19 protein-coding genes and 11 tRNA genes are annotated in these 23,946 nt (G+C 51.3%); 29 read left to right on the forward strand and 1 reads right to left on the reverse strand.

Annotated features, from left to right (window positions below; translation table 11 throughout):
- Positions 1–14 precede the first annotated feature (14 nt).
- The 12 genes from relA to rpoS all read left to right on the forward strand — a co-directional run bounded on the left by relA (position 15) and on the right by rpoS (position 12,625).
- The gene (gene relA / locus L4D19_RS21390; RefSeq protein WP_428454158.1) at positions 15–2,240 is read left to right on the forward strand and encodes a GTP diphosphokinase; all 2,226 of its coding nucleotides are present in this window, start codon (positions 15–17) and stop codon (positions 2,238–2,240) included.
- 80 nt (positions 2,241–2,320) lie between these two features.
- Complete coding sequence (mazG, locus tag L4D19_RS21395; protein ID WP_428454159.1) at positions 2,321–3,124, forward strand: nucleoside triphosphate pyrophosphohydrolase; 804 nt, start codon at positions 2,321–2,323, stop codon at positions 3,122–3,124.
- A 210-nt stretch (positions 3,125–3,334) separates the two neighbouring features.
- Entirely contained in the window at positions 3,335–4,975 is a 1,641-nt protein-coding gene (gene pyrG, locus L4D19_RS21400; RefSeq protein ID WP_428454160.1) for a CTP synthase, read from the forward strand.
- A gap of 80 nt (positions 4,976–5,055) precedes the next feature.
- Entirely contained in the window at positions 5,056–6,357 is a 1,302-nt protein-coding gene (gene eno / locus L4D19_RS21405; protein WP_428454161.1) for a phosphopyruvate hydratase, read from the forward strand.
- A gap of 250 nt (positions 6,358–6,607) precedes the next feature.
- Positions 6,608–6,880 carry a cell division protein FtsB gene (gene ftsB, locus L4D19_RS21410; protein WP_428454162.1) on the forward strand — a complete coding sequence of 91 codons (273 nt, stop codon included), beginning with the start codon at positions 6,608–6,610 and terminating at the stop codon, positions 6,878–6,880.
- A gap of 89 nt (positions 6,881–6,969) precedes the next feature.
- A complete protein-coding gene (ispD, locus tag L4D19_RS21415) occupies positions 6,970–7,677 on the forward strand; it encodes a 2-C-methyl-D-erythritol 4-phosphate cytidylyltransferase (protein WP_428454163.1) in 708 nt (235 codons plus the stop codon).
- Between the two features lie 5 nt (positions 7,678–7,682).
- Positions 7,683–8,156, forward strand: coding sequence for a 2-C-methyl-D-erythritol 2,4-cyclodiphosphate synthase (ispF, locus tag L4D19_RS21420; protein ID WP_175577503.1), 474 nt, complete (start codon positions 7,683–7,685; stop codon positions 8,154–8,156).
- A gap of 84 nt (positions 8,157–8,240) precedes the next feature.
- Positions 8,241–9,305, forward strand: coding sequence for a tRNA pseudouridine(13) synthase TruD (gene truD, locus L4D19_RS21425; RefSeq protein WP_428454164.1), 1,065 nt, complete (start codon positions 8,241–8,243; stop codon positions 9,303–9,305).
- The gene (gene surE, locus L4D19_RS21430; RefSeq protein ID WP_428454165.1) at positions 9,286–10,035 is read left to right on the forward strand and encodes a 5'/3'-nucleotidase SurE; all 750 of its coding nucleotides are present in this window, start codon (positions 9,286–9,288) and stop codon (positions 10,033–10,035) included. Before truD ends, surE begins: the two co-directional genes overlap by 20 nt.
- Positions 10,008–10,667 (forward strand): protein-L-isoaspartate(D-aspartate) O-methyltransferase, encoded by a 660-nt coding sequence (locus L4D19_RS21435; protein WP_428454166.1) that lies wholly within the window; start codon positions 10,008–10,010, stop codon positions 10,665–10,667. Before surE ends, L4D19_RS21435 begins: the two co-directional genes overlap by 28 nt.
- Positions 10,668–10,715: 48 nt before the next feature.
- Complete coding sequence (locus L4D19_RS21440) at positions 10,716–11,582, forward strand: peptidoglycan DD-metalloendopeptidase family protein (RefSeq protein ID WP_428454167.1); 867 nt, start codon at positions 10,716–10,718, stop codon at positions 11,580–11,582.
- A gap of 56 nt (positions 11,583–11,638) precedes the next feature.
- Positions 11,639–12,625, forward strand: a complete 987-nt coding sequence (rpoS, locus tag L4D19_RS21445) for an RNA polymerase sigma factor RpoS (RefSeq protein WP_075763087.1) — start codon at positions 11,639–11,641, stop codon at positions 12,623–12,625.
- Between the two features lie 115 nt (positions 12,626–12,740).
- Here the strand turns inward: rpoS and mutS are convergent, their stop codons facing one another.
- Complete coding sequence (mutS, locus tag L4D19_RS21450; RefSeq protein ID WP_489685921.1) at positions 12,741–15,305, reverse strand: DNA mismatch repair protein MutS; 2,565 nt, start codon at positions 15,303–15,305, stop codon at positions 12,741–12,743.
- 207 nt (positions 15,306–15,512) lie between these two features.
- Between mutS and L4D19_RS21455 the strand changes: the two genes are divergently transcribed.
- The 17 genes from L4D19_RS21455 to L4D19_RS21535 all read left to right on the forward strand — a co-directional run bounded on the left by L4D19_RS21455 (position 15,513) and on the right by L4D19_RS21535 (position 23,812).
- The gene (locus tag L4D19_RS21455; protein WP_428454169.1) at positions 15,513–16,004 is read left to right on the forward strand and encodes a CinA family protein; all 492 of its coding nucleotides are present in this window, start codon (positions 15,513–15,515) and stop codon (positions 16,002–16,004) included.
- A gap of 131 nt (positions 16,005–16,135) precedes the next feature.
- Positions 16,136–17,182, forward strand: coding sequence for a recombinase RecA (gene recA, locus L4D19_RS21460; RefSeq protein WP_428454170.1), 1,047 nt, complete (start codon positions 16,136–16,138; stop codon positions 17,180–17,182).
- 85 nt (positions 17,183–17,267) lie between these two features.
- The gene (gene recX / locus L4D19_RS21465) at positions 17,268–17,729 is read left to right on the forward strand and encodes a recombination regulator RecX (protein ID WP_428454171.1); all 462 of its coding nucleotides are present in this window, start codon (positions 17,268–17,270) and stop codon (positions 17,727–17,729) included.
- Between the two features lie 265 nt (positions 17,730–17,994).
- The gene (gene alaS / locus L4D19_RS21470) at positions 17,995–20,619 is read left to right on the forward strand and encodes an alanine--tRNA ligase (protein ID WP_428454172.1); all 2,625 of its coding nucleotides are present in this window, start codon (positions 17,995–17,997) and stop codon (positions 20,617–20,619) included.
- Between the two features lie 58 nt (positions 20,620–20,677).
- Entirely contained in the window at positions 20,678–21,874 is a 1,197-nt protein-coding gene (locus L4D19_RS21475; protein ID WP_428454173.1) for an aspartate kinase, read from the forward strand.
- A gap of 97 nt (positions 21,875–21,971) precedes the next feature.
- Positions 21,972–22,169 carry a carbon storage regulator CsrA gene (csrA, locus tag L4D19_RS21480; RefSeq protein ID WP_075763080.1) on the forward strand — a complete coding sequence of 66 codons (198 nt, stop codon included), beginning with the start codon at positions 21,972–21,974 and terminating at the stop codon, positions 22,167–22,169.
- 227 nt (positions 22,170–22,396) lie between these two features.
- Positions 22,397–22,488 (forward strand) — tRNA-Ser (locus tag L4D19_RS21485).
- A 21-nt stretch (positions 22,489–22,509) separates the two neighbouring features.
- Positions 22,510–22,586: transfer RNA gene (locus tag L4D19_RS21490), tRNA-Arg, on the forward strand.
- 52 nt (positions 22,587–22,638) lie between these two features.
- Positions 22,639–22,715, forward strand: a tRNA-Arg gene (locus L4D19_RS21495).
- An 11-nt stretch (positions 22,716–22,726) separates the two neighbouring features.
- A tRNA-Ser gene (locus tag L4D19_RS21500) sits at positions 22,727–22,818 on the forward strand.
- Positions 22,819–22,866: 48 nt separating this feature from the next.
- Positions 22,867–22,943 (forward strand) — tRNA-Arg (locus tag L4D19_RS21505).
- Between the two features lie 56 nt (positions 22,944–22,999).
- Positions 23,000–23,076, forward strand: a tRNA-Arg gene (locus tag L4D19_RS21510).
- Between the two features lie 11 nt (positions 23,077–23,087).
- Positions 23,088–23,179 (forward strand) — tRNA-Ser (locus L4D19_RS21515).
- A gap of 55 nt (positions 23,180–23,234) precedes the next feature.
- Positions 23,235–23,311, forward strand: a tRNA-Arg gene (locus tag L4D19_RS21520).
- 101 nt (positions 23,312–23,412) lie between these two features.
- Positions 23,413–23,489 (forward strand) — tRNA-Arg (locus L4D19_RS21525).
- A 93-nt stretch (positions 23,490–23,582) separates the two neighbouring features.
- Positions 23,583–23,659: transfer RNA gene (locus L4D19_RS21530), tRNA-Arg, on the forward strand.
- A gap of 76 nt (positions 23,660–23,735) precedes the next feature.
- Positions 23,736–23,812 (forward strand) — tRNA-Arg (locus tag L4D19_RS21535).
- The last annotated feature ends 134 nt before the right edge of the window (positions 23,813–23,946 follow it).

The raw sequence follows: 23,946 nt of genomic DNA on the forward strand, positions 1-23,946 counted from the left end.
TACAGGATAGAGAAATGGTCGCAGTTCGCGGTGCGCATTTAAAGGAAAATGATACATTTGAGCTTTCATCTTGGGTCGAGAGTTTGCAACAAGACGCCAAAGTGGCGAAACGCATTACGCAAACCTACCAGCGATGTATCGAATTAACGTCAGAGGAAGAGTCCGCGTCGTTATTGCTATGGCGCGGCCGCGAAATGGTGGAGATCCTTGTTACCCTGAGCATGGACAAGGATACTCTGGTCGCTGCCTTGTTGTTTCCGTTGGTCGAGGCAGGCGTCTACGATCCGGAACAGCTGAAGGAAGACTATAACAATACGATTTTGCAGATGGTGACCGGGGTGGGCCAGATGGCTGCCATCGGTCAGTTAAATGCAACCACCGAAGGAGCGGCACAGTCGGCTCAGGTCGATAATATCCGTCGTATGCTGCTGTCGATGGTGGATGACTTCCGCTGCGTGGTGATCAAGTTGGCCGAACGTATCTGTAACTTACGTGAGGTGAAAGACGAGCCGGATGAGGTTCGCCGTGCGGCGGCGAAAGAGTGTGCCAACATCTACTCACCGCTGGCCAACCGCTTGGGTATCGGTCAGCTGAAGTGGGAGATTGAAGACTACGCATTTCGCTATAATCACCCGAATACCTACAAGCAAATTGCCAAACAGCTTTCCGAGCGCCGGATAGACCGCGAGCAATACATTGATCACTTTGTCTCAGATCTAGACGAGTCAATGAAAGCATCGCATATCAAGGCGGAGGTGCATGGTCGTCCCAAGCACATCTACAGCATCTGGCGCAAGATGCAGAAGAAGAACCTGGCCTTTGACGAACTGTTCGATGTCCGGGCGGTACGCATCATTGCGGATCAGCTGCAGGATTGCTATGCGGCCCTGGGTGTCGTGCATACCAAGTATCGCCATCTGCCGAAAGAATTCGATGACTATGTCGCCAACCCCAAGCCAAACGGCTACCAGTCGATTCATACAGTCGTGTTGGGGCCGGAAGGCAAGACCATTGAGATCCAGATCCGCACCAAGCAGATGCACGAAGAGTCCGAGCTTGGTGTTGCGGCGCACTGGAAGTACAAGGAAGGCTCTTCGGGTGGTGCCAAGTCGGCCTACGACGAGAAAATTAACTGGCTTCGGAAGCTACTTGCGTGGCAGGAAGAAATGTCCGATTCTGGCGAAATGCTCGATGAGCTTCGTAGCCAGGTATTTGATGATCGGGTGTACGCCTTTACCCCGAAAGGGGACGTGGTGGATTTGCCGCTTAACGCAACGCCGCTGGATTTTGCCTACCACATTCATTCCGAGGTGGGCCACCGTTGTATTGGTGCCAAGGTAGAAGGGCGCATTGTACCGTTTACCTATCGCTTGCAGATGGGGGAGCAGGTAGAAATTATTACCCAGAAAGAGCCAAACCCCTCACGTGATTGGCTGAACCCTAACCTTGGATTTGTCACTTCCAGTCGTGCACGAGCCAAGGTACATGCCTGGTACCGTAAGCAGGATCGCGACAAGAACATTGCAGCCGGACGTGAGATCCTTGAAGCAGAGCTGACTAAGGTTGGTGCAACGCTGAAGGATGCCGAGGCCTACGCGCTAAAACGCTTTAACGTCAACTCTGCTGTGGAGCTGTATGCCGGAATCGGGAGCGGTGATCTGCGTATTAATCAGGTGATCAACCATATTAATGCTCTGGTTAACAAGCCGACGGCGGAAGAGGAAGACCAACAGCTGTTGGAGAAATTGGCCGAGGCCAGTACCAAGGTCGAAACCAGCAAGAAGCCTCAGCGTGATGCAGTCGTCGTTGAAGGGGTCGATAACCTGATGACTCATCTTGCACGCTGTTGCCAGCCAATTCCTGGTGATGAAATTATTGGTTTCGTAACGCAAGGGCGGGGTATTTCTGTACACCGTAGCGATTGTGAGCAGCTTGAAGAGTTACGCCATGTTGCGCCTGAGCGGATCATCGATACGGTATGGGGCGGCGGCTTTGTCGGCAACTACAATATCACGGTCAGAGTCACGGCATCGGAGCGAAATGGCCTGATCAAGGAGCTGACGAACACCTTTGCCAACGAGAAAGTCAAGGTCTCGGGCATGAAGAGCCGGATTGATTTCAAGAAGCAGATGTCAATCATGGACTTTGACCTGGAACTGACGGATCTCGAAGTTCTTAGCCGGGTACTCAAGCGTATTGAGCAGGTGAAGGACGTCGCTGAAGCCAAGCGCCTGTACTAACGTTATGCTAAATATCAAAAGCGGGTGGCCTGATGCCGCCCGTTTTTTAATGGAAATGAAAGAGCAGAAGAACAGTAACTATGAGTGATAAACAGCACACCCCGATCGAGCAGCTAGTAGACATTATGGCGACCTTGCGCGATCCGAACAAAGGCTGTCCGTGGGATCTCAAACAGAACTTTGCCTCTATCGTGCCCCATACCATCGAAGAGGCCTATGAAGTTGCCGATGCCATCGAGCAGCAGGACTGGAATGACGTGCGTGAAGAGCTCGGGGACTTACTGTTTCAGGTGATTTTCTATAGCCAGCTGGGCAAAGAGCAGGGACTGTTTGATTTTGATGAGGTTGTTGCCGGTATTAACGACAAGCTGATCCGTCGTCATCCCCATGTTTTTGGCGAGGCCGAGTTTGCCGATGACGAGGCCATCAATGCCAACTGGGAGGCTGAGAAGGCCAAGGAACGGACGGCGAAAGGGGAAGATACCAGCCTTCTGGCCAATATTCCCAAGGCCCTTCCGGCGCTGACACGGGCTGATAAAATCCAGAAGCGCTGTGCCAAGCATGGTTTTGACTGGAATACGGTTGGTCCGGTCGTCGAAAAAGTGAAAGAAGAAATTGATGAGGTGATGGAGGAAGTCATCCAAGTGTCACCAGATCAGGGTAAGATCGAGGAAGAAGTCGGGGATTTGCTCTTTGCTGTGGTTAACTTGAGTCGTCACCTCAAGGTCAAACCGGAGTCTGCCCTGCAGCGGGCAAACAAAAAGTTTGAGCGTCGGTTTCGCGAAGTTGAAAAAAGTGTGCTAGAACAAGGGAAGCAATTTGACGATTGTTCGCTGGAAATGCTCGATAGCGAGTGGGAGAAAGTGAAAAAGCGGGAAGGCTAGCTTACTCGTCTAATTGGCAATGGTGTCCATGTAACTATGCACAGGGCTGTTGTGGTAAGTGAGTCATGCTATTGGGTATATTTGATTTGAGACAAAAAAAAACAGCCAATGCTGTGATAGATTTCACGTTGTGGCGATAAACTGTGTCTGGTATACTAATTTCCCGTCCAGATACATTTTAATCCTCTACACCAATCTTCCAGGTTAAACATGACAACGAATTATATTTTTGTTACGGGCGGGGTCGTATCCTCACTAGGTAAAGGTATTGCTGCAGCATCTCTGGCAGCTATTCTAGAAGCACGTGGTCTTAACGTGACTATGATGAAGCTAGACCCTTACATCAACGTTGACCCAGGCACAATGAGCCCAATTCAACACGGCGAAGTATTCGTTACGGAAGACGGTGCAGAGACCGACCTCGACTTAGGTCACTACGAGCGTTTCATTCGTACCAAGATGACAAAACGCAACAACTTTACTGCAGGCCGTGTCTATGCGGACGTATTGCGTAAAGAGCGTCGTGGTGATTACCTAGGTGCAACGATTCAGGTTATCCCACACATCACTAACGCTATCAAAGAGCGTGTGATTGCCGGTGCTGAAGGACATGATGTGGCTATCGTGGAAGTGGGCGGTACTGTCGGTGATATCGAATCACTACCGTTCATGGAAGCAATTCGCCAGCTGGCTGTAGAACTAGGTCGCGAGCGTGCAATGTTTATGCACCTGACACTGGTTCCTTACCTTGCCGCTGCCGGCGAAGTAAAAACCAAGCCAACCCAGCACTCGGTAAAAGAACTACTTTCTATCGGTATTCAGCCTGACATCTTGGTATGTCGTTCTGACCGTAATATTCCTGCTAATGAGCGTGCGAAGATCGCGCTATTCTGTAACGTACAGGAAAAAGCAGTTATCTCGATGAAAGACGTAGATTCAATCTACAAAATCCCACAGCTTATTAAAGCGCAGGGTCTGGATGACCTTGTATGTCAGCGTTTTGGTATTACAGCACCAGAGGCAGACCTTACCGAGTGGGAACAAGTTATCTACGAAGAAGCCAACCCGACAGCCGAAGTTGTTATCGGTATGGTTGGTAAATACATCGAACTACCGGATGCCTACAAGTCAGTCAACGAAGCACTGAAGCATGCAGGTCTTAAAAACCGCCTGTCTGTGAAGATCAAGTATGTTGACTCTCAGGACGTTGAATCTAAAGGTGCAGAAGCACTGCAAGGCCTTGATGCCATTCTGGTTCCAGGTGGTTTCGGCGGTCGTGGTGTAGAAGGCAAGATCCTGACTGCACAATACGCCCGTGAAAACAAAATTCCATACCTGGGTATCTGTCTGGGTATGCAAGTGGCACTGATTGAGTTTGCACGTAACGTTGCGGGTCTTAAAGGCGCGCACTCAACAGAGTTCGATGCAGAAACGAAGAACCCAGTTGTTGGCCTAATCACGGAGTGGGTTGACGGTGAAGGTAAAGTTGAAGAGCGTACTGAAAACTCGGATCTAGGCGGAACCATGCGCCTTGGTTCTCAGCTATGTCACCTAGCGGACGGCTCGAAAGCGCGTGAGCTATACGGAGATGCAACGGTCCACGAGCGCCACCGTCATCGCTATGAAGTTAACAACAACCTGCTGCCTAAACTAGAGAAAGCAGGCTTGAAGATTTCTGGTCTATCGGCAGACAAGAAGCTGGTGGAGATTATTGAGATCCCGAACCACCCATGGTTTGTGGCTGCTCAGTTCCACCCTGAGTTCACCTCAACGCCTCGCGATGGTCACCCATTGTTCGAAGGCTTTGTAAAAGCCGCTGGTGTACACCAGCGCGGTGAGCTGAATAAGTAAGGATTACGGATAGCTGTAGCGGCTATGGCTGCAGCTATTTTTTTAGCTTTTAAATTGAAGATAAAGCAAGAGGAAACATAATGTCTAAGATCGTTAAAGTTCTAGGTCGTGAAATTATCGATTCACGTGGTAACCCAACTGTTGAAGCTGAAGTTCACCTAGAAGGCGGTTTCGTTGGTATGGCTGCTGCTCCATCTGGCGCATCAACTGGTTCTCGTGAAGCTCTTGAGCTACGTGACGGCGACAAGTCTCGTTTCCTAGGTAAAGGCGTTCTTAAAGCTGTTGAAGCTGTGAACGGTGCTATCGCTGAAGCTCTTGTTGGTAAAGATGCGAAAGACCAAGCTGCAATCGACCAGATTATGCTTGACCTAGACGGTACTGAAAACAAGTCTAACTTTGGTGCTAACGCTATCCTTGCTGTTTCTCTAGCGAACGCTAAAGCTGCTGCTGCAGTTAAAGGCATGCCTCTTTACGAGCACATCGCAGAGCTAAACGGTACTGCTGGTCAGTTCTCTATGCCTCTACCAATGATGAACATCATCAACGGTGGTGAGCACGCTGACAACAACGTTGACATCCAAGAGTTCATGATTCAGCCAGTTGGCGCTAAAACTCTTAAAGAAGGTCTACGTATCGGCGCTGAAGTATTCCACAACCTAGCTAAAGTACTTAAGGCGAAAGGCCTAAGCACTGCAGTTGGTGATGAAGGTGGTTTTGCTCCTAACCTAGAATCAAACGCTGCTGCACTTGCTGCAATCAAAGAAGCGGTTGAAGCTGCAGGTTACGTACTAGGCAAAGACGTTACTCTAGCAATGGACTGTGCTGCATCTGAGTTCTACGACAAAGAAGCAGGCAACTACAACATGAAAGGCGAAGGCAAAATCTTCACTTCTGAAGAGTTTAACTTCTACCTACAAGACCTTGCTAACCAGTACCCAATCGTTTCTATCGAAGATGGCCTGGACGAGTCTGACTGGGCTGGCTTCAAGCACCAGACTGAACTAATGGGCGACAAGCTTCAGCTAGTTGGTGACGATCTGTTCGTTACAAACACTAAGATCCTTGCTGAAGGTATCGAGAAAGGCGTAGCTAACTCTATCCTTATCAAGTTCAACCAGATCGGTTCTCTAACTGAAACTCTGGCTGCTATCAAGATGGCTAAAGACGCAGGCTACACAGCTGTTATCTCTCACCGTTCTGGTGAAACTGAAGATGCAACTATCGCTGACCTAGCGGTAGGTACTGCTGCTGGCCAGATTAAGACTGGTTCTATGAGCCGTTCTGACCGTGTTGCTAAGTACAACCAGCTAATTCGTATCGAAGAAGCGCTAGGTGAAAAAGCACCTTACAACGGTCTTAAAGAAGTTAAGGGCCAAGCTTAATCATTAGCTTGCCTTTGGAGTGAAGTTATCACTCTGAGTTATCGAACCGCCTCCTCGTGAGGCGGTTTTTTTATGTCCGAATACATGATGTGTTTGGCATTCGGCGCTAGTCACATCTTGCGCTTTATGGGATTATTACCCCATTGCAATTTTATTAACTAATTGCGCTATTCTATTTGGCGTAAATAAGTACTATTAGTTAGGAAAATTGCCGTCACTGAACTAATTGCATGAAATAACGGGGAGCGGCATGCGCTTGTTAACTGTCTTGCTGCTGGTGGTACTGTGCTGGCTTCAGTATGATTTTTGGCTTGGTAAAAATGGCATGATGGATTATTTGGCAGCAAGAGATAATGTTGCCATCCAGCAGCAGGCCAATGCCGAGCTAAAGCAGCGGAATCAGCAAATGTATGCTGAAATTCATGATCTCCATCGCGGTCAGGAAGCTGTCGAAGAGCGGGCGCGCAATGAGCTTGGCATGATAAAGCCGGGAGAAACTTTCTTTCGAATTGTGGGTGAATAGCCCCGCCTTGCTCAATACGCCTGAACGCAGGCATTGGCATTGATAATGTAACTGGTATTACTTTAACTCTGAGCGTAAACACCTTACTCATGACCGAAAAGATCACCGCAGTTGTACCTGCTGCTGGAGTTGGCAGCCGAATGGCAGCAGACCGTCCGAAGCAATACCTGCAGATAGCAGGAAAGACAATTTTAGAACACACCATTGATCGTTTGTTTTGCCATCCGGCAATAGAGCGCGTGATCATTGCGATAAGCAATAGTGATCCCTACTTCGAGGCGCTGCCGCTAGCCAGTGATCCGCGGATCACTCGTGTCGACGGCGGGGCGGAACGGGCTGATTCGGTGTTTGCAGGGCTGGCAGCGATTGACGATGAAGACAGCTGGGTGCTGGTTCATGATGCCGCCCGGCCTTGCTTGCAGCTCGCCGATCTGGATCGTTTGATTAATGCCGCGCTGCAGAGCGAGAGCGGTGCCATTCTGGCGGCGCCGGTACGGGATACGATGAAGCGTGGCGTGGTGCTCGCTGGTGATAACCAGCAGGGGATACGCGAAACCGTGGATCGCGAGAACCTCTGGCATGCCCTGACGCCGCAGATGTTCAAGGTCAGACAGCTCCGCGACTCGCTCCGGTATGCGCTGGAGAAGGGGGCAGTGATCACCGATGAGGCGTCGGCTCTTGAGTTTTGCGGATATGTGCCGCAATTAGTAAAAGGGCGGGCTGATAACCTGAAAGTGACCCAGCCCGAAGATCTGGCCCTGGCCGGTTTTTATTTACAACAAATAACGAAGGATTAGCCATGATGCGAATTGGACACGGTTTTGATGTACACAAGTTTGGTGGTGAAGGGCCGGTGATCATTGGCGGTGTGGCAATCCCCTATGAGCAGGGGCTGATCGCGCATTCTGACGGAGATGTGGCCTTGCATGCGGTCTGTGACGCCTTGCTTGGGGCGATCGGGGCCGGTGATATTGGCCGTCATTTCCCGGATACCGATGCTGAGTGGGAAGGGGCCGATAGCCGTTTTCTGCTGCGGGATGTCTATAGTAAAGTGAAGGCGAAGGGCTATCGCCTGGGTAATCTGGACGTCACTATTATTGCCCAGGCACCGAAGATGGCGCCTTACATTGAGGCGATGTGTCAGACCATTGCCGATGATCTGGAAACAGAGATTGATAATATTAATGTAAAGGCAACGACTTCAGAGCGTCTGGGTTTTACCGGGCGCAAAGAAGGGATTGCTTGTGAGGCTGTTGTACTCCTTAACAAACAATAAGATTATTTCCCTGCTGCTCGTTTTGTCTGCAAGTTAGCAGCAGGTTTCGCGGCAAGTGTTTTGCCGCTAACAAACGGTGTATTTATGTCTAACGTAATGGACAATTTTAATTGGTTATACGGTAAGCCTGGTTGCCAGGGGCGAATCAAAGTCCTGCCTGAACATTTTGTGGTTAAAGAAAATTTAGGCTTTGATTTTGCCGGAAGCGGTGAACATTTTATGGTGAAAGTCCGCAAAACGGGCGAGAACACCAAATATGTTGTCAATGAACTGGCCAAGGCCTGCGGAGTTAAGTCCCGGGATGTCAGCTGGGCTGGTTTGAAAGATCGCCATGCCGTGACCGAGCAGTGGCTAAGTGTGCATCTGCCGGGCAAGCCGGATCCTGACTTGACGCACTTTGTTGCCGAACACCCTGGCGTCGAGGTGCTGGAAACAGCCCGCCATGATAAAAAATTACGACCGGGTGATCTTGTCGGCAACTGGTTTCAACTGCGCCTGATTGACTTGGACATGCCGCAGGATGTCATCACCCGCCTGGAGCAGGTTAACCTGCATGGGGTGCCTAACTATTTTGGTGAGCAACGGTTTGGCCACAACGGTAATAATGTAGTTAAGGCGCGCAGCTGGGGCAATGACGAATTCCGCGTTCGTGACAAGAGCAAGCGCAGCTTCTATTTGTCTGCAGCACGTTCTTGGTTGTTTAATATGGTGCTGTCATCTCGTATCGAACAAGGCAAGGTACATACCTTGATGGCGGGCGATAGCCTGCAGCTGGACGGTGACGAGCGAGGTCAAATTGTTGAGTCGGTCTCTGCCGAGCTGCAGCAGCAGGTAGATGACGGCAGTATGGCAATCACCGCCCCGATGATGGGGGATAATGCCCTGCCAACTACCGCGGATGCCGAGGCGTTTGAGATGGCTGTTGTCGAGCAGGAGCCGCTGTTGCTCAAACTGATCCGTGATAACCGGATGCGCCATGAGCGTCGCACCTTGCTGTTAAAACCCCAGCAGATGGAGTGGCAGCAGGATGGTAATGATCTGACTGTGTCGTTTTCGCTGCCGGCTGGCTGTTTCGCGACTGCGGTGGTGCGTGAACTAATGATTGAGCGTGAGCTAGAGGATGGCGACCATGCGAATTTTGATCAGTAATGATGATGGCATTTTTGCCGATGGAATAAACACGCTGGCAGCAGCGCTGGAAGAGATCGGCGAGGTGACCGTTGTGGCGCCGGATCGGAACCGTTCTGGTGCCTCGAACTCCCTCACGTTAGATAACCCGCTGCGTATTCGCGAGGAAGACGAGCGCCGGGTCTCGGTTGAAGGCACACCGACAGACTGTGTTCACTTTGCGCTGAACGAATGGCTGGAGTATCGTCCGGATATTGTTGTGGCCGGTATTAACCATGGTGCAAATCTCGGTGATGATGTGCTTTACTCCGGTACGGTTGCCGCGGCGACAGAAGGTCACTTTCTGGGTGTTCCGGCGATTGCTGTCTCTTTGGTTGGCTCGCAACACTTTGATACCGCGGCTATGGTTATCAAAGATATTGTCGGCAAGTTGACGGAACAGCCGTTGCCGACCAACAAGATATTGAACATCAATGTACCTGATGTCCCCTTTTCCGAGTTGGGTGACTGGCAAGTGACACGTCTGGGTGCCCGCCATCGCGCCGAGAAAATGGAAAAGGCCGTGGATCCGCGCGGTAAGACGATATACTGGTTGGGTCCGCCGGGAGCATGTCAGGACGCCGGCCCGGGGACGGATTTTTACGCCATAGAGCACAACCATGTATCGATCACGCCGCTACAGGTTGATCTGACTGCACATGATGCGATTAACGACATTGAACAATGGCTAACACAAGTGGAGACAAATTAAGGATGCGCTATGCGGAAGAACGACATAGTCTGCTGACATTTTTGCATCAGCTGGGTATCCGTAACGATAACGTGTTGCAGGCGATGGCAGCAGTTCCCAGGGAGCTGTTTATCGACGAGGCTTTATCCCACAAAGCCTATGAGAATAATGCCTTGCCTATTGGTTGCGGACAGACGATCTCGCAGCCATATATTGTGGCGAAAATGACGGAGCTGCTGGACCTGAAGCCGAGCTCCCGGATCCTGGAAATCGGGACGGGCTCGGGTTATCAGACCGCGGTATTGGCACATATTGTTGAACATGTATTTTCTGTGGAGCGGATCAAAGCCTTGCAATGGCAGGCAAAGCGCCGCTTCAAACAGCTCGACCTCCACAATATTTCGACCAAGCACGGTGACGGCTGGCTCGGCTGGCCGAGCAAAGGGCCATTCGATGCGATTATCGTAACGGCTGCTGCCGACGATATCCCGGTAGAGTTGTTGGCTCAGCTGGCTGATGGCGGTCGCCTGATCATTCCGGTCGGTGACGAGTATCAGGTACTGAAGCAGATTGTTCGTAACGGTGAGCAATACCTTTCCCAGGACATTGAGGCAGTTCGTTTTGTTCCTCTGGTCGCAGGAGAGCTGGCGTAAATTCCGATGGGTGTGATGGTGAATAGATCGAACTGGCGAGTAACGACTATGGCAGTCGCATGTCTACTGCTGTCAGCCTGTAGCACCCATATACCAGCGCCTGTAACCAGTCTTGAAAAAGATTACAACAGCCTGAAGCGAGGAAGCTTTCGTGGCAGTTATTATCAGGTAGAGAAAGGGGATACTCTGTATTTCATTTCTTATATAACTGGTCGTGAAGTAAAAGATATTATTGCCAGTAATAAGCTTTCTCCTCCTTATACCATTTACCCGGGGCAGACCCTCCAGCTTTGGAAACCGAAGTATGTTGCCCCTGCATACGGAAAGGCCGGCACCGTCGCAGTTGCTAAACCCCCAGTAAAAACAGTGGCTAATGCTGCCAAGCCTAAACCGCCCCCACCGCAGGTAGTCAAACCGGTGCCAAAACCGAAGCCGGCTGAACAAAAAACAGCCAATAAAAATGTTGATCCTGCTCGCACAAAAGAGTACTCTCAAAATTCAAATAGTAACAAAGTTGTTACAAGTAAGGCGAATAATAGCAACAAGGTGGCTAGCTGGTCATGGCCGACAAAAGGTCGCGTTATTGCTAAGTTCTCCAGCGCAGAAAACGGTAACAAAGGCATAGATATTGCCGGAAAAAGAGGTCAGGCCGTCAAGGCATCAGCTGGAGGAACGGTTGTATATGCAGGCAACGCCCTGCGCGGTTATGGCAACCTGGTGATTATTAAGCATAGTGATGATTATCTCAGTGCTTATGCCCACAACGAGAAAGTGCTGGTCAAAGAGCAACAGAAGGTAAAAGCGGGGCAGAAGATTGCTTCAATGGGAAGCTCCGGTAGCAACAGTGTTCGCCTACATTTCGAGATCCGTTACAAAGGTAAGTCGGTTAATCCGCTTCGGTACTTGCCGAAATAGACAACATGGCATAGTGAAGTTGTAATGTCTTGCTAACTCGCCATCTGGGAGGCGCTATGAGTAGAAGCAATACTGCTACAAATATCGAGAACTTTGACTTTGATGATGTGGAAATAGACTCGGCAGAGGTTGAGGCAAAAGCTGCATCGACGGAAACAACGAGTGATGAAGTCGATATTTCGCAATATGGGGCCACGCAGAAAGCCCTTGATGCGACACAGCTTTACCTGGGGGAGATCGGTTTTTCTCCGCTTCTGACTGCGGAAGAAGAGGTTCTGTATGCCCGTCGGGCATTGCGTGGCGATGAAGTGGCCCGCAAGCGAATGATTGAAAGTAACCTGCGACTGGTGGTGAAGATCTCCCGTCGTTATAGCAACCGTGGCCTTGCTTTGCTGGATTTGGTAGAGGAAGGTAACCTTGGGTTGATCCGCGCCGTCGAGAAATTTGATCCGGAACGCGGCTTCCGTTTTTCTACCTACGCAACATGGTGGATCCGTCAAACCATTGAACGGGCTATCATGAACCAAACCCGAACTATCCGTTTACCTATCCACGTCGTCAAAGAGCTGAATGTTTACCTCCGTACTGCCCGTGAGTTGGCTCAGAAGCTGGATCACGAACCGACGGCGGAAGATATCGCCCTGAAACTGGATAAGTCTGTCGATGATGTCAATCGCATGCTGCGTTTGAACGAACGTGTCGGCTCGGTTGATAACCCGATTGGCGGTGATTCGGAAAAAGCCTTGCTGGATATCATTCCGGATGAGAAAGGAGGCGGCCCGGAGACATCGACTCAGGATGACGATATCAAAACCTCGATTGTGACCTGGTTGCAGGAGCTAAACCCGAAACAGCGTGAAGTGCTGGCTCGCCGCTTTGGTCTGCTGGGCTATGAGGCATCAACCCTTGAAGATGTTGGTCGCGAAATCGGTCTGACCCGTGAGCGTGTACGCCAGATCCAAGTCGAAGGCCTTCGTCGTCTTCGTGATATGCTGACGCATCAGGGATTGAACATCGAGTCTCTGTTTAATCAGGACATGTAGACAATTCATGTAAGCCGATATACCTATTGAGTACGATACCTAGTTTGGCTTACAGACCCATAGAATGAAAAAGGACGCATGATGCGTCCTTTTCTCTTTCCTGTTTATGTTACTGCTACAGAAGCGCTTTCAGGCGATAGAGCTCTTCCAGTGCCTGACGCGGGGTCATATCGTCAGGATTGACATTCGCCAGCGCCTCTTCCACCTCGCTCGGTTCGGGGATCAGGCTCAGTTGCTGTTCGGCTTTTGGCGCGATGTTGGCTGGAGCGCTCGCCTGCTGGTGACCGCTGGCCTCTAGTTGCTGAAGCTTGATCTTCGCCCGCTTGATCACGGACTTCGGTACTCCGGCCAGGCTGGCAACTGCCAGACCGTAAGACTTGCTGGCAGCGCCTTCCTGTACGGCATGCATAAAGGCGATCTCGTCGCCGTGCTCGACAGCATCCAGGTGGACATTAGCCAGTCCTTCCATCATCGACGGCAGCTCGGTCAGTTCGAAGTAGTGGGTTGCAAACAGGGTCATGGCCGCAATTTTCTCAGCCAGCCACTCGGCACTTGCCCAGGCCAGCGACAGGCCGTCATAGGTACTGGTACCGCGGCCGATTTCATCCATCAATACCAGACTATGCTGGGTTGCATTGTGGAGGATATTTGCGGTCTCGGTCATTTCTACCATGAAGGTTGAGCGACCGGAGGCAAGATCGTCCGAGGCACCGATACGGGTAAAAATGCGATCCAGCGGCCCCATTTTCACCGACTCGGCCGGAACAAACGATCCGACATGTGCCATCAGGGCGATCAGTGCCGTCTGGCGCATATAGGTCGACTTACCGCCCATGTTCGGACCGGTAATGATCAGCATCCGGCGATCATGATGCAGGGAAATCGGGTTGGCGATAAACGGTTCGCTCAGGACTTGCTCGACCACAGGGTGACGGCCGGCATTGATCTCAATACCGCTCTCGGCTGTGAGCTCCGGACGGCAGTAGTTGAGGGTATCGGCCCGTTCTGCCAGGTTGGCCAGCACGTCGAGTTCAGACAGGGCATTGGCTGCATTTTGCAGCTGTTCCAGGTGAGGCAGCAGCAAGTCAAACAGCTCTTCCCACAGCTTTTTCTCTAGTCCTAACGCCTTGGACTTGGAGTTCAGTACCTTGTCCTCGTGCTCCTTGAGCTCGGGAATGATATAGCGTTCGGCATTTTTCAGTGTCTGGCGGCGGACATAATGGCTCGGTACCAGATGGCTCTGGCCGCGGCTGACCTGAATAAAGAAGCCGTGGACCTGGTTGAAGCCAACTTTCAGGCTGTCAATATCATGGTGTTCACGTTCGCGGGCCTCAAGCTCATCAAGGTATTTTGATGCGCCGTCAGCCAGATCGCGCCATTCATCCAGCTCGGCGTTATAGCCCGGTGCCAGTACCCCGCCATCGCGGATCACCACCGGCGGGTTGTCGATAATCGCCCGTTCCAGCAGCTCGCAAAGCTCATCCATCGGTGCGGCAAACTGGGCCAGCTCGCCGATCCGCGGCTGGTTGATTTCTGCCAGCAGCTCAGCTAGCTCAGGAAGATGCTGCAAGGCGGTGCGCATGCGGGCCAGATCTCGTGGTCGGGCTGAGCGCAGGGCCAGGCGCGCCAGAATACGTTCCAGATCGCCCATGTGGCGCAGCACACCGGCTAGATCAGTAAAGAAACCGGTATCCTTAAAGGCGGCGATGGCATCAAAGCGGTTATTGAGCTGTTGCGGATCGCGGATCGGTTGGTGCAGCCAGCGCTTGAGCAATCGGCTTCCCATTGGGGTTGCGGTCTGATCCAGTACAGAGGCCAGTGTGTTGTCAAACCCGCCAGCCAGGTTCTGGGTCAGTTCCAGGTTGCGGCGGGTAGCTGCATCTAAGATCACAGCATGATCTTTGGTGTCTTGGGTGATCGCGCGGATATGCGGTAGCGCAGTACGCTGGGTATCTTTGACATACTGCAGCAGACAGCCGGCAGCGCACAGACCGCGCTCGGCTGTTTCGACCCCGAAGCCGACCAGATCGCGGGTACCGAACTGCATGGTCAGTTGCTGGCGTGCGGTGTCCAAATCGAATTCCCAGACCGGACGGCGGCGGGTACCTTTCTGCGACTGCAGCAGGCCCGGCAGTGCAAAATCCTCAGGGTAGAGCAACTCGGCAGGGCTGGTACGTTGCAGCTCGGCCTGCATGGCTTCTTCTGTTTCAGGTTCGGTCAGCATAAAGCGGCCGGAGGTAATATCCAGCGTGGCATAGCCGAACCCGTCGTTATTCTGGTAAATCGCCGCAATCAGGTTGTCGTGGCGTTCATTGAGCAGTGCCTCGTCACTGACTGTACCCGGTGTCACAATACGTACCACCTGGCGCTCGACCGGTCCTTTACTGGTCGCCGGATCGCCGATTTGCTCGCAGATCGCCACTGATACGCCCTGCTGGACCAGCTTGGCGAGGTAGCCTTCGACCGCATGGTAGGGGACACCGGCCATCGGGATCGGCTGGCCGTTGGAGGAGCCGCGTTTAGTCAGGGAAATATCCAGCAGTTGAGAGGCCTGTTTGGCGTCGTCAAAAAATAGTTCGTAGAAGTCGCCCATACGATAGAACAGCAGAACATCAGGGTTTTCTGCCTTGATCCTCAAAAATTGCTGCATCATGGGGGTGTGCTTTTCTAAACCTTTCACTGTCACGATATTGCCTGCTTATTGATGCCGGAATTGAAAACGTACCGGGTAAATTTCTGGAGGCTAAGGATACGTGAATCGGTTCAGGGAGCAAAGTCGCAATTGGTTCTCTTGCGCACAATTTCCTTGCCTTTGAAGGCTGGGTAGAGTTGCCGCCGAAGGCGTGGCAGAGTATGGTTGGGCTGGAATTATCGACGGGAGGAAGGGATGACGGATATCCAGCAATTGTCTCGGGAACTTGGTACGGCTCTGAGCCGGCACGGGGGCGTCGCCACCACGGCAGAGTCCTGCACCGGTGGCGGTGTCTCTGCGGCTATTACTGATATTGCCGGTAGCTCAGCTTGGTTTGATCGTGCGTTTATTACCTACAGCAATGAAGCGAAACAGCAGATGCTCGGTGTGGGAAGTGACGTGCTCGAAGCGAATGGCGCTGTGAGCGAGCCTGTCGCCGAGCAGATGGCAGTGGGCGCGTTGAGGCATTCAGCTGCGACGATCAGTGTGGCAATTAGCGGCATTGCTGGTCCGGGTGGAGGGACACCTGATAAGCCGGTCGGCACGGTGTGTTTTGCCTGGGCAGATACCTCCGGCTGGATACAGTGCGAAACCTGTTTTTTTGATGGTGATCGCAATGCGGTAAGACAGCAAGCTTGCCAAAAAGCCCTGTCAGGTATGTTGCAACGCCTGCAACTGCTGGGCTGAGCAGAAAATGACGTCAGTGTGAGAGTGGCACCGGGCAAAAAAATTTTCATACAGTGCTAGACACTGTATGAATAGACAGTATACTAATCATCATTATCAGTATTTAATTTAAGCATCCGTTGGAGAGTCGAATGGACGACAACAAACAGAAGGCTCTTGCCGCAGCGTTAGGCCAGATTGAAAAGCAGTTCGGTAAAGGTTCCATCATGAAGCTGGGCGATAACCGTACCATGGATATTGAAACGGTTTCGACTGGCTCCCTGTCGCTTGATATCGCGCTGGGTGCAGGCGGCTTACCAATGGGACGTATCGTTGAAATCTATGGTCCTGAATCATCAGGTAAGACGACGCTGACGCTTGAAGTGATTGCCGCGGCCCAGAAGCAGGGCAAGACATGTGCATTTATCGATGCCGAGCATGCCCTTGATCCTGTCTATGCCCAGAAGCTGGGTGTGGACATCGATAACCTGCTGGTGTCTCAGCCAGATACTGGTGAGCAGGCACTGGAAATTGCTGATGCACTGGCGCGTTCAGGCGCGGTTGATATTCTGGTCGTCGACTCCGTTGCCGCACTGACACCAAAAGCCGAAATCGAAGGTGAGATGGGTGACAGCCACATGGGCTTGCAGGCTCGTATGCTGTCGCAGGCGATGCGTAAGATCACCGGTAACCTGAAAGCATCAAACTGTATGTGTATCTTCATCAACCAGATCCGTATGAAGATTGGTGTGATGTTCGGTAACCCGGAAACCACTACAGGTGGTAATGCCCTGAAGTTCTACGCTTCTGTTCGTCTTGATATCCGCCGTACCGGTGCCATCAAAGACGGTGACGAAGTTGTGGGTAACGAAACGCGTATCAAGGTTGTTAAGAACAAGATTGCTGCTCCGTTCAAGCAGGCTGAAACCCAAATCCTTTATGGTCAGGGCTTTAACCGCCTGGGCGAGCTGGTTGACCTTGGCGTGAAGAACAAGATGGTTGAGAAGGCGGGTGCCTGGTACAGCTATCAGGGTGACAAGATTGGCCAGGGCAAGGCAAATGCCTGTAAATTCCTGGCTGAGCATCCAGAGATTGCCGAAGAGCTTGATAAGAAACTACGTGAATTACTGCTAACGACACCAGTCGAGCAGGAAGATGCGGCAGAAGAGAAAGATGCTGAGAAAGATCAGGCATTCTAAACACTCTTATCATCTAGAATCTTGACAGCAACGGGCCCGGTACGCGAGTACTCGGCCCGTTTTGTCTATGCAAGGCCTGAGAGCAATGAAAAAGCAAGCACCAAAGCAAAGCGCCAAAGAGGCAGCTATCGGTTATCTGTCACGCCGGGACCATGCCGAGAAAGAGCTGCGACAGAAATTAAAGACGCGTGGCTATTGCGAGTCGGATATTACCGAGGCGATTGATTTTTGTCAGGATTACAACTGGCTTGATGATGCTCGCTACGCGGGCATGATGATGCGCAACGGCATTGCCAAGGGGTGGGGTGAGCTGCGGATCAAGCAGGAAATGAAGATGAAAGGGGTGCATGGCACCATTGTCAGCCAGATTTTCGAAGAAAATGATACGGACTGGTACGAGCAAGCCCGTGAGGTTGCCCGGCGCAAGTTTGGTAATAGCGAGATGGATACCCCAAAAGAAAAAGCTCGCCGTTTTCGCTTTATGCAGTACCGCGGCTTTGATTTCGATCAGATCAAATACGCGCTGGATACCGATGACGACGAATAATCTCACCAGTCTCAACTAGCCTCTTGCTGCCAACATGTCTGGCTTGGCAGCACTGCCCTATATAAATTCCGTTAATTCTTAACATAACATTTCCCGTAGCGCCTGCCGTTGTTTTACAATAGCCCCCAAAGAATTTATCTTAGTTCGATTAAAGCCTGCTGACATAAGCGTCGAGCCGTGTGGCCCGGATGCATATTCAAAGCAGTTACATCATCGCTTAAGTGCGATTTTTCGGTTTATAAAAGCATTTATTCAGGATTTGCCAATGTACATGAGCACTGATGAGATTCGCCGTGCGTTTCTTGCGTTTTTTGAGAGCAAAGGTCACCAGATCGTAGAAAGCTCTTCTCTTGTACCTGCTAACGACCCAACACTGTTGTTTACCAACGCAGGTATGAACCAATTTAAAGATACATTTTTAGGTCTGGAAAAGCGCAGCTACACTCGAGCGACAACAGCTCAGCGCTGTGTACGTGCCGGTGGTAAGCACAATGACCTAGAAAACGTCGGCTTTACCGCCCGTCACCATACTTTTTTCGAAATGCTGGGTAACTTCAGCTTCGGTGACTACTTCAAACAAGACGCGATCAAGTACGCGTGGGAATTTCTGACCGACGTGCTTAAGCTTCCTCAGGACCGCCTACTGGTGACTGTCTACGAGACCGATGACGAGGCATTCGACATCTGGAACAAAGAGATGGGTATCCCGGCGGATCGTATCGTTCGTATCGGCGATAAGAAGGGTGGCAAGCCATACGAGTCAGACAACTTCTGGCAGATGGGTGACACCGGTCCTTGTGGTCCGTGTACCGAGATCTTCTACGATCACGGCGAGCATATCTGGGGCGGCCGTCCGGGCACTCCGGAAGAAGACGGTGACCGTTTCATTGAGATCTGGAACAACGTATTCATGCAGTTCAACCGTCAGGCTGACGGTACCATGGAGCCGCTACCTAAGCCGTCGGTAGATACCGGTATGGGGATCGAGCGTATTGCGGCGATCATGCAGGGCGTGCATTCGAACTACGAGATTGATATTTTCCAGACCCTTATCAAAAAAGCCGCCGACGTGATTGGCTACGAAGACCTGTCGAACCAGTCGCTACGTGTGGTTGCCGACCATATCCGTTCATGTGCCTACCTGATTGTCGATGGCGTAATGCCGTCAAATGAAGGTCGTGGTTACGTGCTGCGCCGCATTATCCGTCGTGCTGTTCGTCATGGTAACAAGCTGGGTGCCCAGGGCGCCTTCTTCTATAAGCTTGTTGGCCCGCTGGCAGAGATCATGGGTACAGCCGGTGAAGAACTGAAGAAACAGCAGGCGATGGTTGAAAAAGTACTGAAGATCGAGGAAGACAACTTCGGCCGTACTCTTGACCGTGGTATGACAATTTTAAACGACGCGCTCGATAGCCTAGACGGCAAAGTGCTGGACGGCGAGACGGTATTCAAGCTGTATGACACCTACGGCTTCCCGGCTGATTTGACCAATGACGTTGCTCGCGAGCGTGGCTTCTCTATCGATGAAGAAGGCTTCAACAATGCAATGGAAGCCCAGCGCCAGCGTGCCCGTGAAGCGGGTCAGTTCGGTGTTGACTATAACGAAGCGATTAAGGTAGACGCCAGCACCGAGTTCTGTGGCTACACAGATACCGATGGTGAAGGCGAGGTGGTTGCCCTGTATCGCGGCGGTGAAGTCGTGGACAGCATCAGTGCCGGTGAAGAAGCGCTGGTGGTAATGAACAATACGCCTTTCTATGCCGAATCAGGTGGTCAGTGCGGTGATACCGGCGTCATGACAGCGGCTGGTATCCAGTTTGATGTGGCTGATACCCAGAAGTTCGGCGATGCTATCGGTCACAAAGGTACGCTGGCGGAAGGCGCGCTAAAAGTGGGCGACAAGCTGACGGCGACAGTCGATGCGTCGCGTCGCGCGGCAATTAGCCTGAACCACTCGGCAACGCACCTGTTGCATGCGGCACTTCGCAATCTGCTGGGCGAGCATGTTGCGCAGAAGGGCTCGCTGGTTAAGCCTGAGTCCTTGCGTTTTGACTTCTCGAACCTGGAAGCCGTGAAGCCTGAGCAGCTACGTGAAATCGAGCGTGTTGTGAATGAGCAGATCCGCCTGAACCATTCTATCGATACCAACATTATGGATATCGAGGCGGCGAAAGAAAAAGGTGCGATGGCACTGTTTGGCGAGAAGTACGACGATGAAGTTCGCGTACTGAGCATGGGCGAGTTCTCGACCGAGCTGTGTGGCGGTATTCACGCCAGCAACACCGGTGATATCGGCCTGTTCAAAATCATCTCTGAAGGTGGTATCGCCGCCGGTATCCGCCGTATCGAAGCGGTAACAGGTGAAGGGGCAATCGAGGCACTGCACAAGCAAGAAGCGCTGCTGTCTGAAACAGCGACGCTGGTGAAGTCTGATGCGGCATCGGTAGCAACCAAAGTAAGTGCACTGGTTGCTCATAGCAAGCAGCTAGAGAAAGAAATCCAGCAACTGAAAGATAAGCTGGCAGCACAGGAAAGTGCCGGTCTTATCAATCAGGCGCAAGACATCAACGGTGTCAAAGTCTTGATTTCCAAACTAGACGGTGCTGACAACAAAGCCCTGCGCGGTATGGTTGACGAGCTGAAGAACCAGATGGGCAGCGGTATCGTGGTATTGGGTAACGTCAATGGCGACAAAGTCGGTTTGATCGCAGGTGTTACCAAAGATCTTGTCGGTAAAGTGAAGGCCGGTGAGCTTGTTAACATGGTCGCCCTGCAAGTTGGTGGTAAAGGTGGCGGTCGCCCGGATATGGCACAAGCTGGCGGTACGGACGCAAGTGCATTGCCAGCAGCGCTAGAGTCGGCACAAGCATGGATCGCTGAGCGCCTTTAAGGCGCTCTTTATCAAAAAGTTAGGTAACGGGGTATTAGCCCCAGGAAGGTGAAGTAAAGTGACGCAGATTGCGCGTAATTCGCTAATAGTGCAAAAGTTTGGTGGTACGTCTGTAGGTTCGATAGAGCGTATCCAGGCTGTCGCCGAACGAGTCATTAAAGCTAAAGAAGAGGGCAAGCAACTGGTCGTGGTTGTTTCTGCCATGTCTGGTGAGACGAATCGTCTACTAGGCCTTGCACAGCAAGTTGATGCTGTGCCTGCAGAGCGAGAACTTGACGTTCTCTTGTCAGCGGGCGAACAAGTCTCTATGGCTTTGCTCGCAATGATGTTGAATAGGCTGGGGCATAAAGCGATATCGCTAACAGGTTGGCAGGCAGGGATTAAAACCAGCAGTCAGCACAATGATGCGCAGATCACTGATATTGACCCTAGCTACATTCAGCAATTGCTCGAACAAGACCAGATAGTGATAGTTGCTGGTTTTCAAGGCATTAATGATGAAAGGGATATAACCACCCTTGGCCGTGGGGGCTCAGATACCACGGCAGTTGCACTGGCAGGTGCTTTACGCGCAGACGAATGTCAGATTTTCACCGATGTGGACGGCGTCTATACGTGCGATCCGCGACTCGTACCGCAAGCTCGACGCCTGGATGTCGTTCATTTTGATGATATGACATCCATGGCGCGAAACGGTGCGAAAGTGCTACAATTACAGTCAGTTGAATATGCTCGACAGCATAGAGTCCCACTGAGGGTCCTGTCTTCGTTCGAAGAGGGGAAGGGGACGCTGGTTAGTTTTGATTCCTCTGCCGCAGCGGATGTTGTGGGGGTAGCGCTAAAGAATCAGCAAACACTGCTTGATGTCGATATGCCTCTGCCTGAGTTGCAGGAGCAGCTAAACCTGTTCGGCATGCAGTGCTGGTGTAAGGCCGTTGCTGCTGATTCAACACAAATTGTTACAGCAAATGAAGATTTGGCACGATTAAAGCTCGTGCTGGGTAATAAAATGCACCCGATCGCGACGGTGTCGACCCTATCCGTAATAGGGGAGGATGTCTCTGATCTGGCAGATAATATCTGTGCCGTGCTGGCGGAAGCTGGCATACGCGTGCGCCAAAATAAACGGTCGGCTCATTGTCTTTCTTTGTTGATAAATGAGGATGATCATCAATTAGCTGTAGATATCGTCCACAAAAGGTTTGTGGTTGAGCCAGAAAGTCTGGATAATCGACCACTTCTCGCTGTTTCTTGAGCAGTGACCATTTATGCCTTCGTGACCGGAGGCATAAATATTGTTGGATAATAAACTTTAACTCTTAATAGACTGAGATTACTCAAGGAGCACACGAATGCTAATTTTGACACGTCGCGTAGGTGAGACGCTAATGATCGGTGACGAAGTGACTGTTACTGTACTTGGCGTTAAAGGGAATCAGGTTCGCATTGGTGTTAACGCGCCAAAGGAAGTATCTGTTCACCGTGAAGAAATCTACATGCGAATTCAAGCGGAAAAAGAAACCGGCTCTCAGGGTTCTGGTAACTTCTAAATCGAAAAAGGTCAGTCTATTGCTGGCCTTTTTTGTCTCTGGAATCTGCCCGGATCTATTTGGCTCATTGCGCCATTTATTTGAAAAAAGACAAGATACTATTGCGTTTACGCAGGTTTAATTGTCTTGTTGGCTATTAAGTGTGCACCTGCGCCGTGAATGTCGTTTTTTGACGATAAAGTGTTTGACTTATTTTCGGCTAGCAGTAATATGAGCCCCCGCAAGACGGTGAGGTGGCCGAGAGGCTGAAGGCGCTCCCCTGCTAAGGGAGTATACGGTTTATCCCGTATCGAGGGTTCGAATCCCTCCTTCACCGCCATTTCTTGCAATGATTATCTGCGCGTCCGTAGCTCAGCTGGATAGAGTACCTGGCTACGAACCAGGCGGTCGGAGGTTCGAATCCTCCCGGACGCGCCAGTTATTCACAATATGGCCCAAGTTGGCGGTATTGATAAAAAGATATTAGTGTGCGCTCGTAGCTCAGCTGGATAGAGTACCTGGCTACGAACCAGGCGGTCGGAGGTTCGAATCCTCCCGAGCGCGCCATTAATCTGTGTGGTGAGGTGGCCGAGAGGCTGAAGGCGCTCCCCTGCTAAGGGAGTATACGGTTTATCCCGTATCGAGGGTTCGAATCCCTCCTTCACCGCCATTCTTTCTCGTTCCTGAAATTTATCGGGAGTGAGCAAAGAAAGCCTGCGCGTCCGTAGCTCAGCTGGATAGAGTACCTGGCTACGAACCAGGCGGTCGGAGGTTCGAATCCTCCCGGACGCGCCATTATTGAAACGCATGGTATCGAAATAGATACGGTGCAGTAAAACCGAATTAAGTGTGCGCTCGTAGCTCAGCTGGATAGAGTACCTGGCTACGAACCAGGCGGTCGGAGGTTCGAATCCTCCCGAGCGCGCCATTAATTTGTGTGGTGAGGTGGCCGAGAGGCTGAAGGCGCTCCCCTGCTAAGGGAGTATACGGTTTATCCCGTATCGAGGGTTCGAATCCCTCCTTCACCGCCATTCTTTCTCTTCTTTGAAGTAAGTTAGTCTTAGTTCTTTGAATATGAAAACCTGTGCGTCCGTAGCTCAGCTGGATAGAGTACCTGGCTACGAACCAGGCGGTCGGAGGTTCGAATCCTCCCGGACGCGCCATCTCTTTTTGAGATGATTAAGGTATGGTTTTTAAGTACCAATGGACTGTTACTGACAATAATTGGAGCCTTTATTAGGTTTCGGTTTACAAAGATTTCTGCGCGCTCGTAGCTCAGCTGGATAGAGTACCTGGCTACGAACCAGGCGGTCGGAGGTTCGAATCCTCCCGAGCGCGCCATTCTTCTCGATATCAGTTTGAACCGTTTAGGTTTTTACGGGTATCATTCTTTCCTGTTCTGATATTTTCAGATATAGAGTAAAGAAAGCCTGCGCGTCCGTAGCTCAGCTGGATAGAGTACCTGGCTACGAACCAGGCGGTCGGAGGTTCGAATCCTCCCGGACGCGCCATATCTTCTAAGTATCATAGAATGTTACTTATTGATAACCGAATCGGATTGATGATTCGGTATAAAGCAATTCCTGCGCGCTCGTAGCTCAGCTGGATAGAGTACCTGGCTACGAACCAGGCGGTCGGAGGTTCGAATCCTCCCGAGCGCGCCATTCTTCTCGATATCAGTTTGAACCGTTTAGGTTTTTACGGGTATCATTCTTTCCTGTTCTGATATTTTCAGATATAGAGTAAAGAAAGCCTGCGCGTCCGTAGCTCAGCTGGATAGAGTACCTGGCTACGAACC

It is taken from the genome of Photobacterium kasasachensis, from assembly GCF_050336885.1.
In the GTDB taxonomy this organism is placed as follows: domain Bacteria; phylum Pseudomonadota; class Gammaproteobacteria; order Enterobacterales; family Vibrionaceae; genus Photobacterium; species Photobacterium kasasachensis.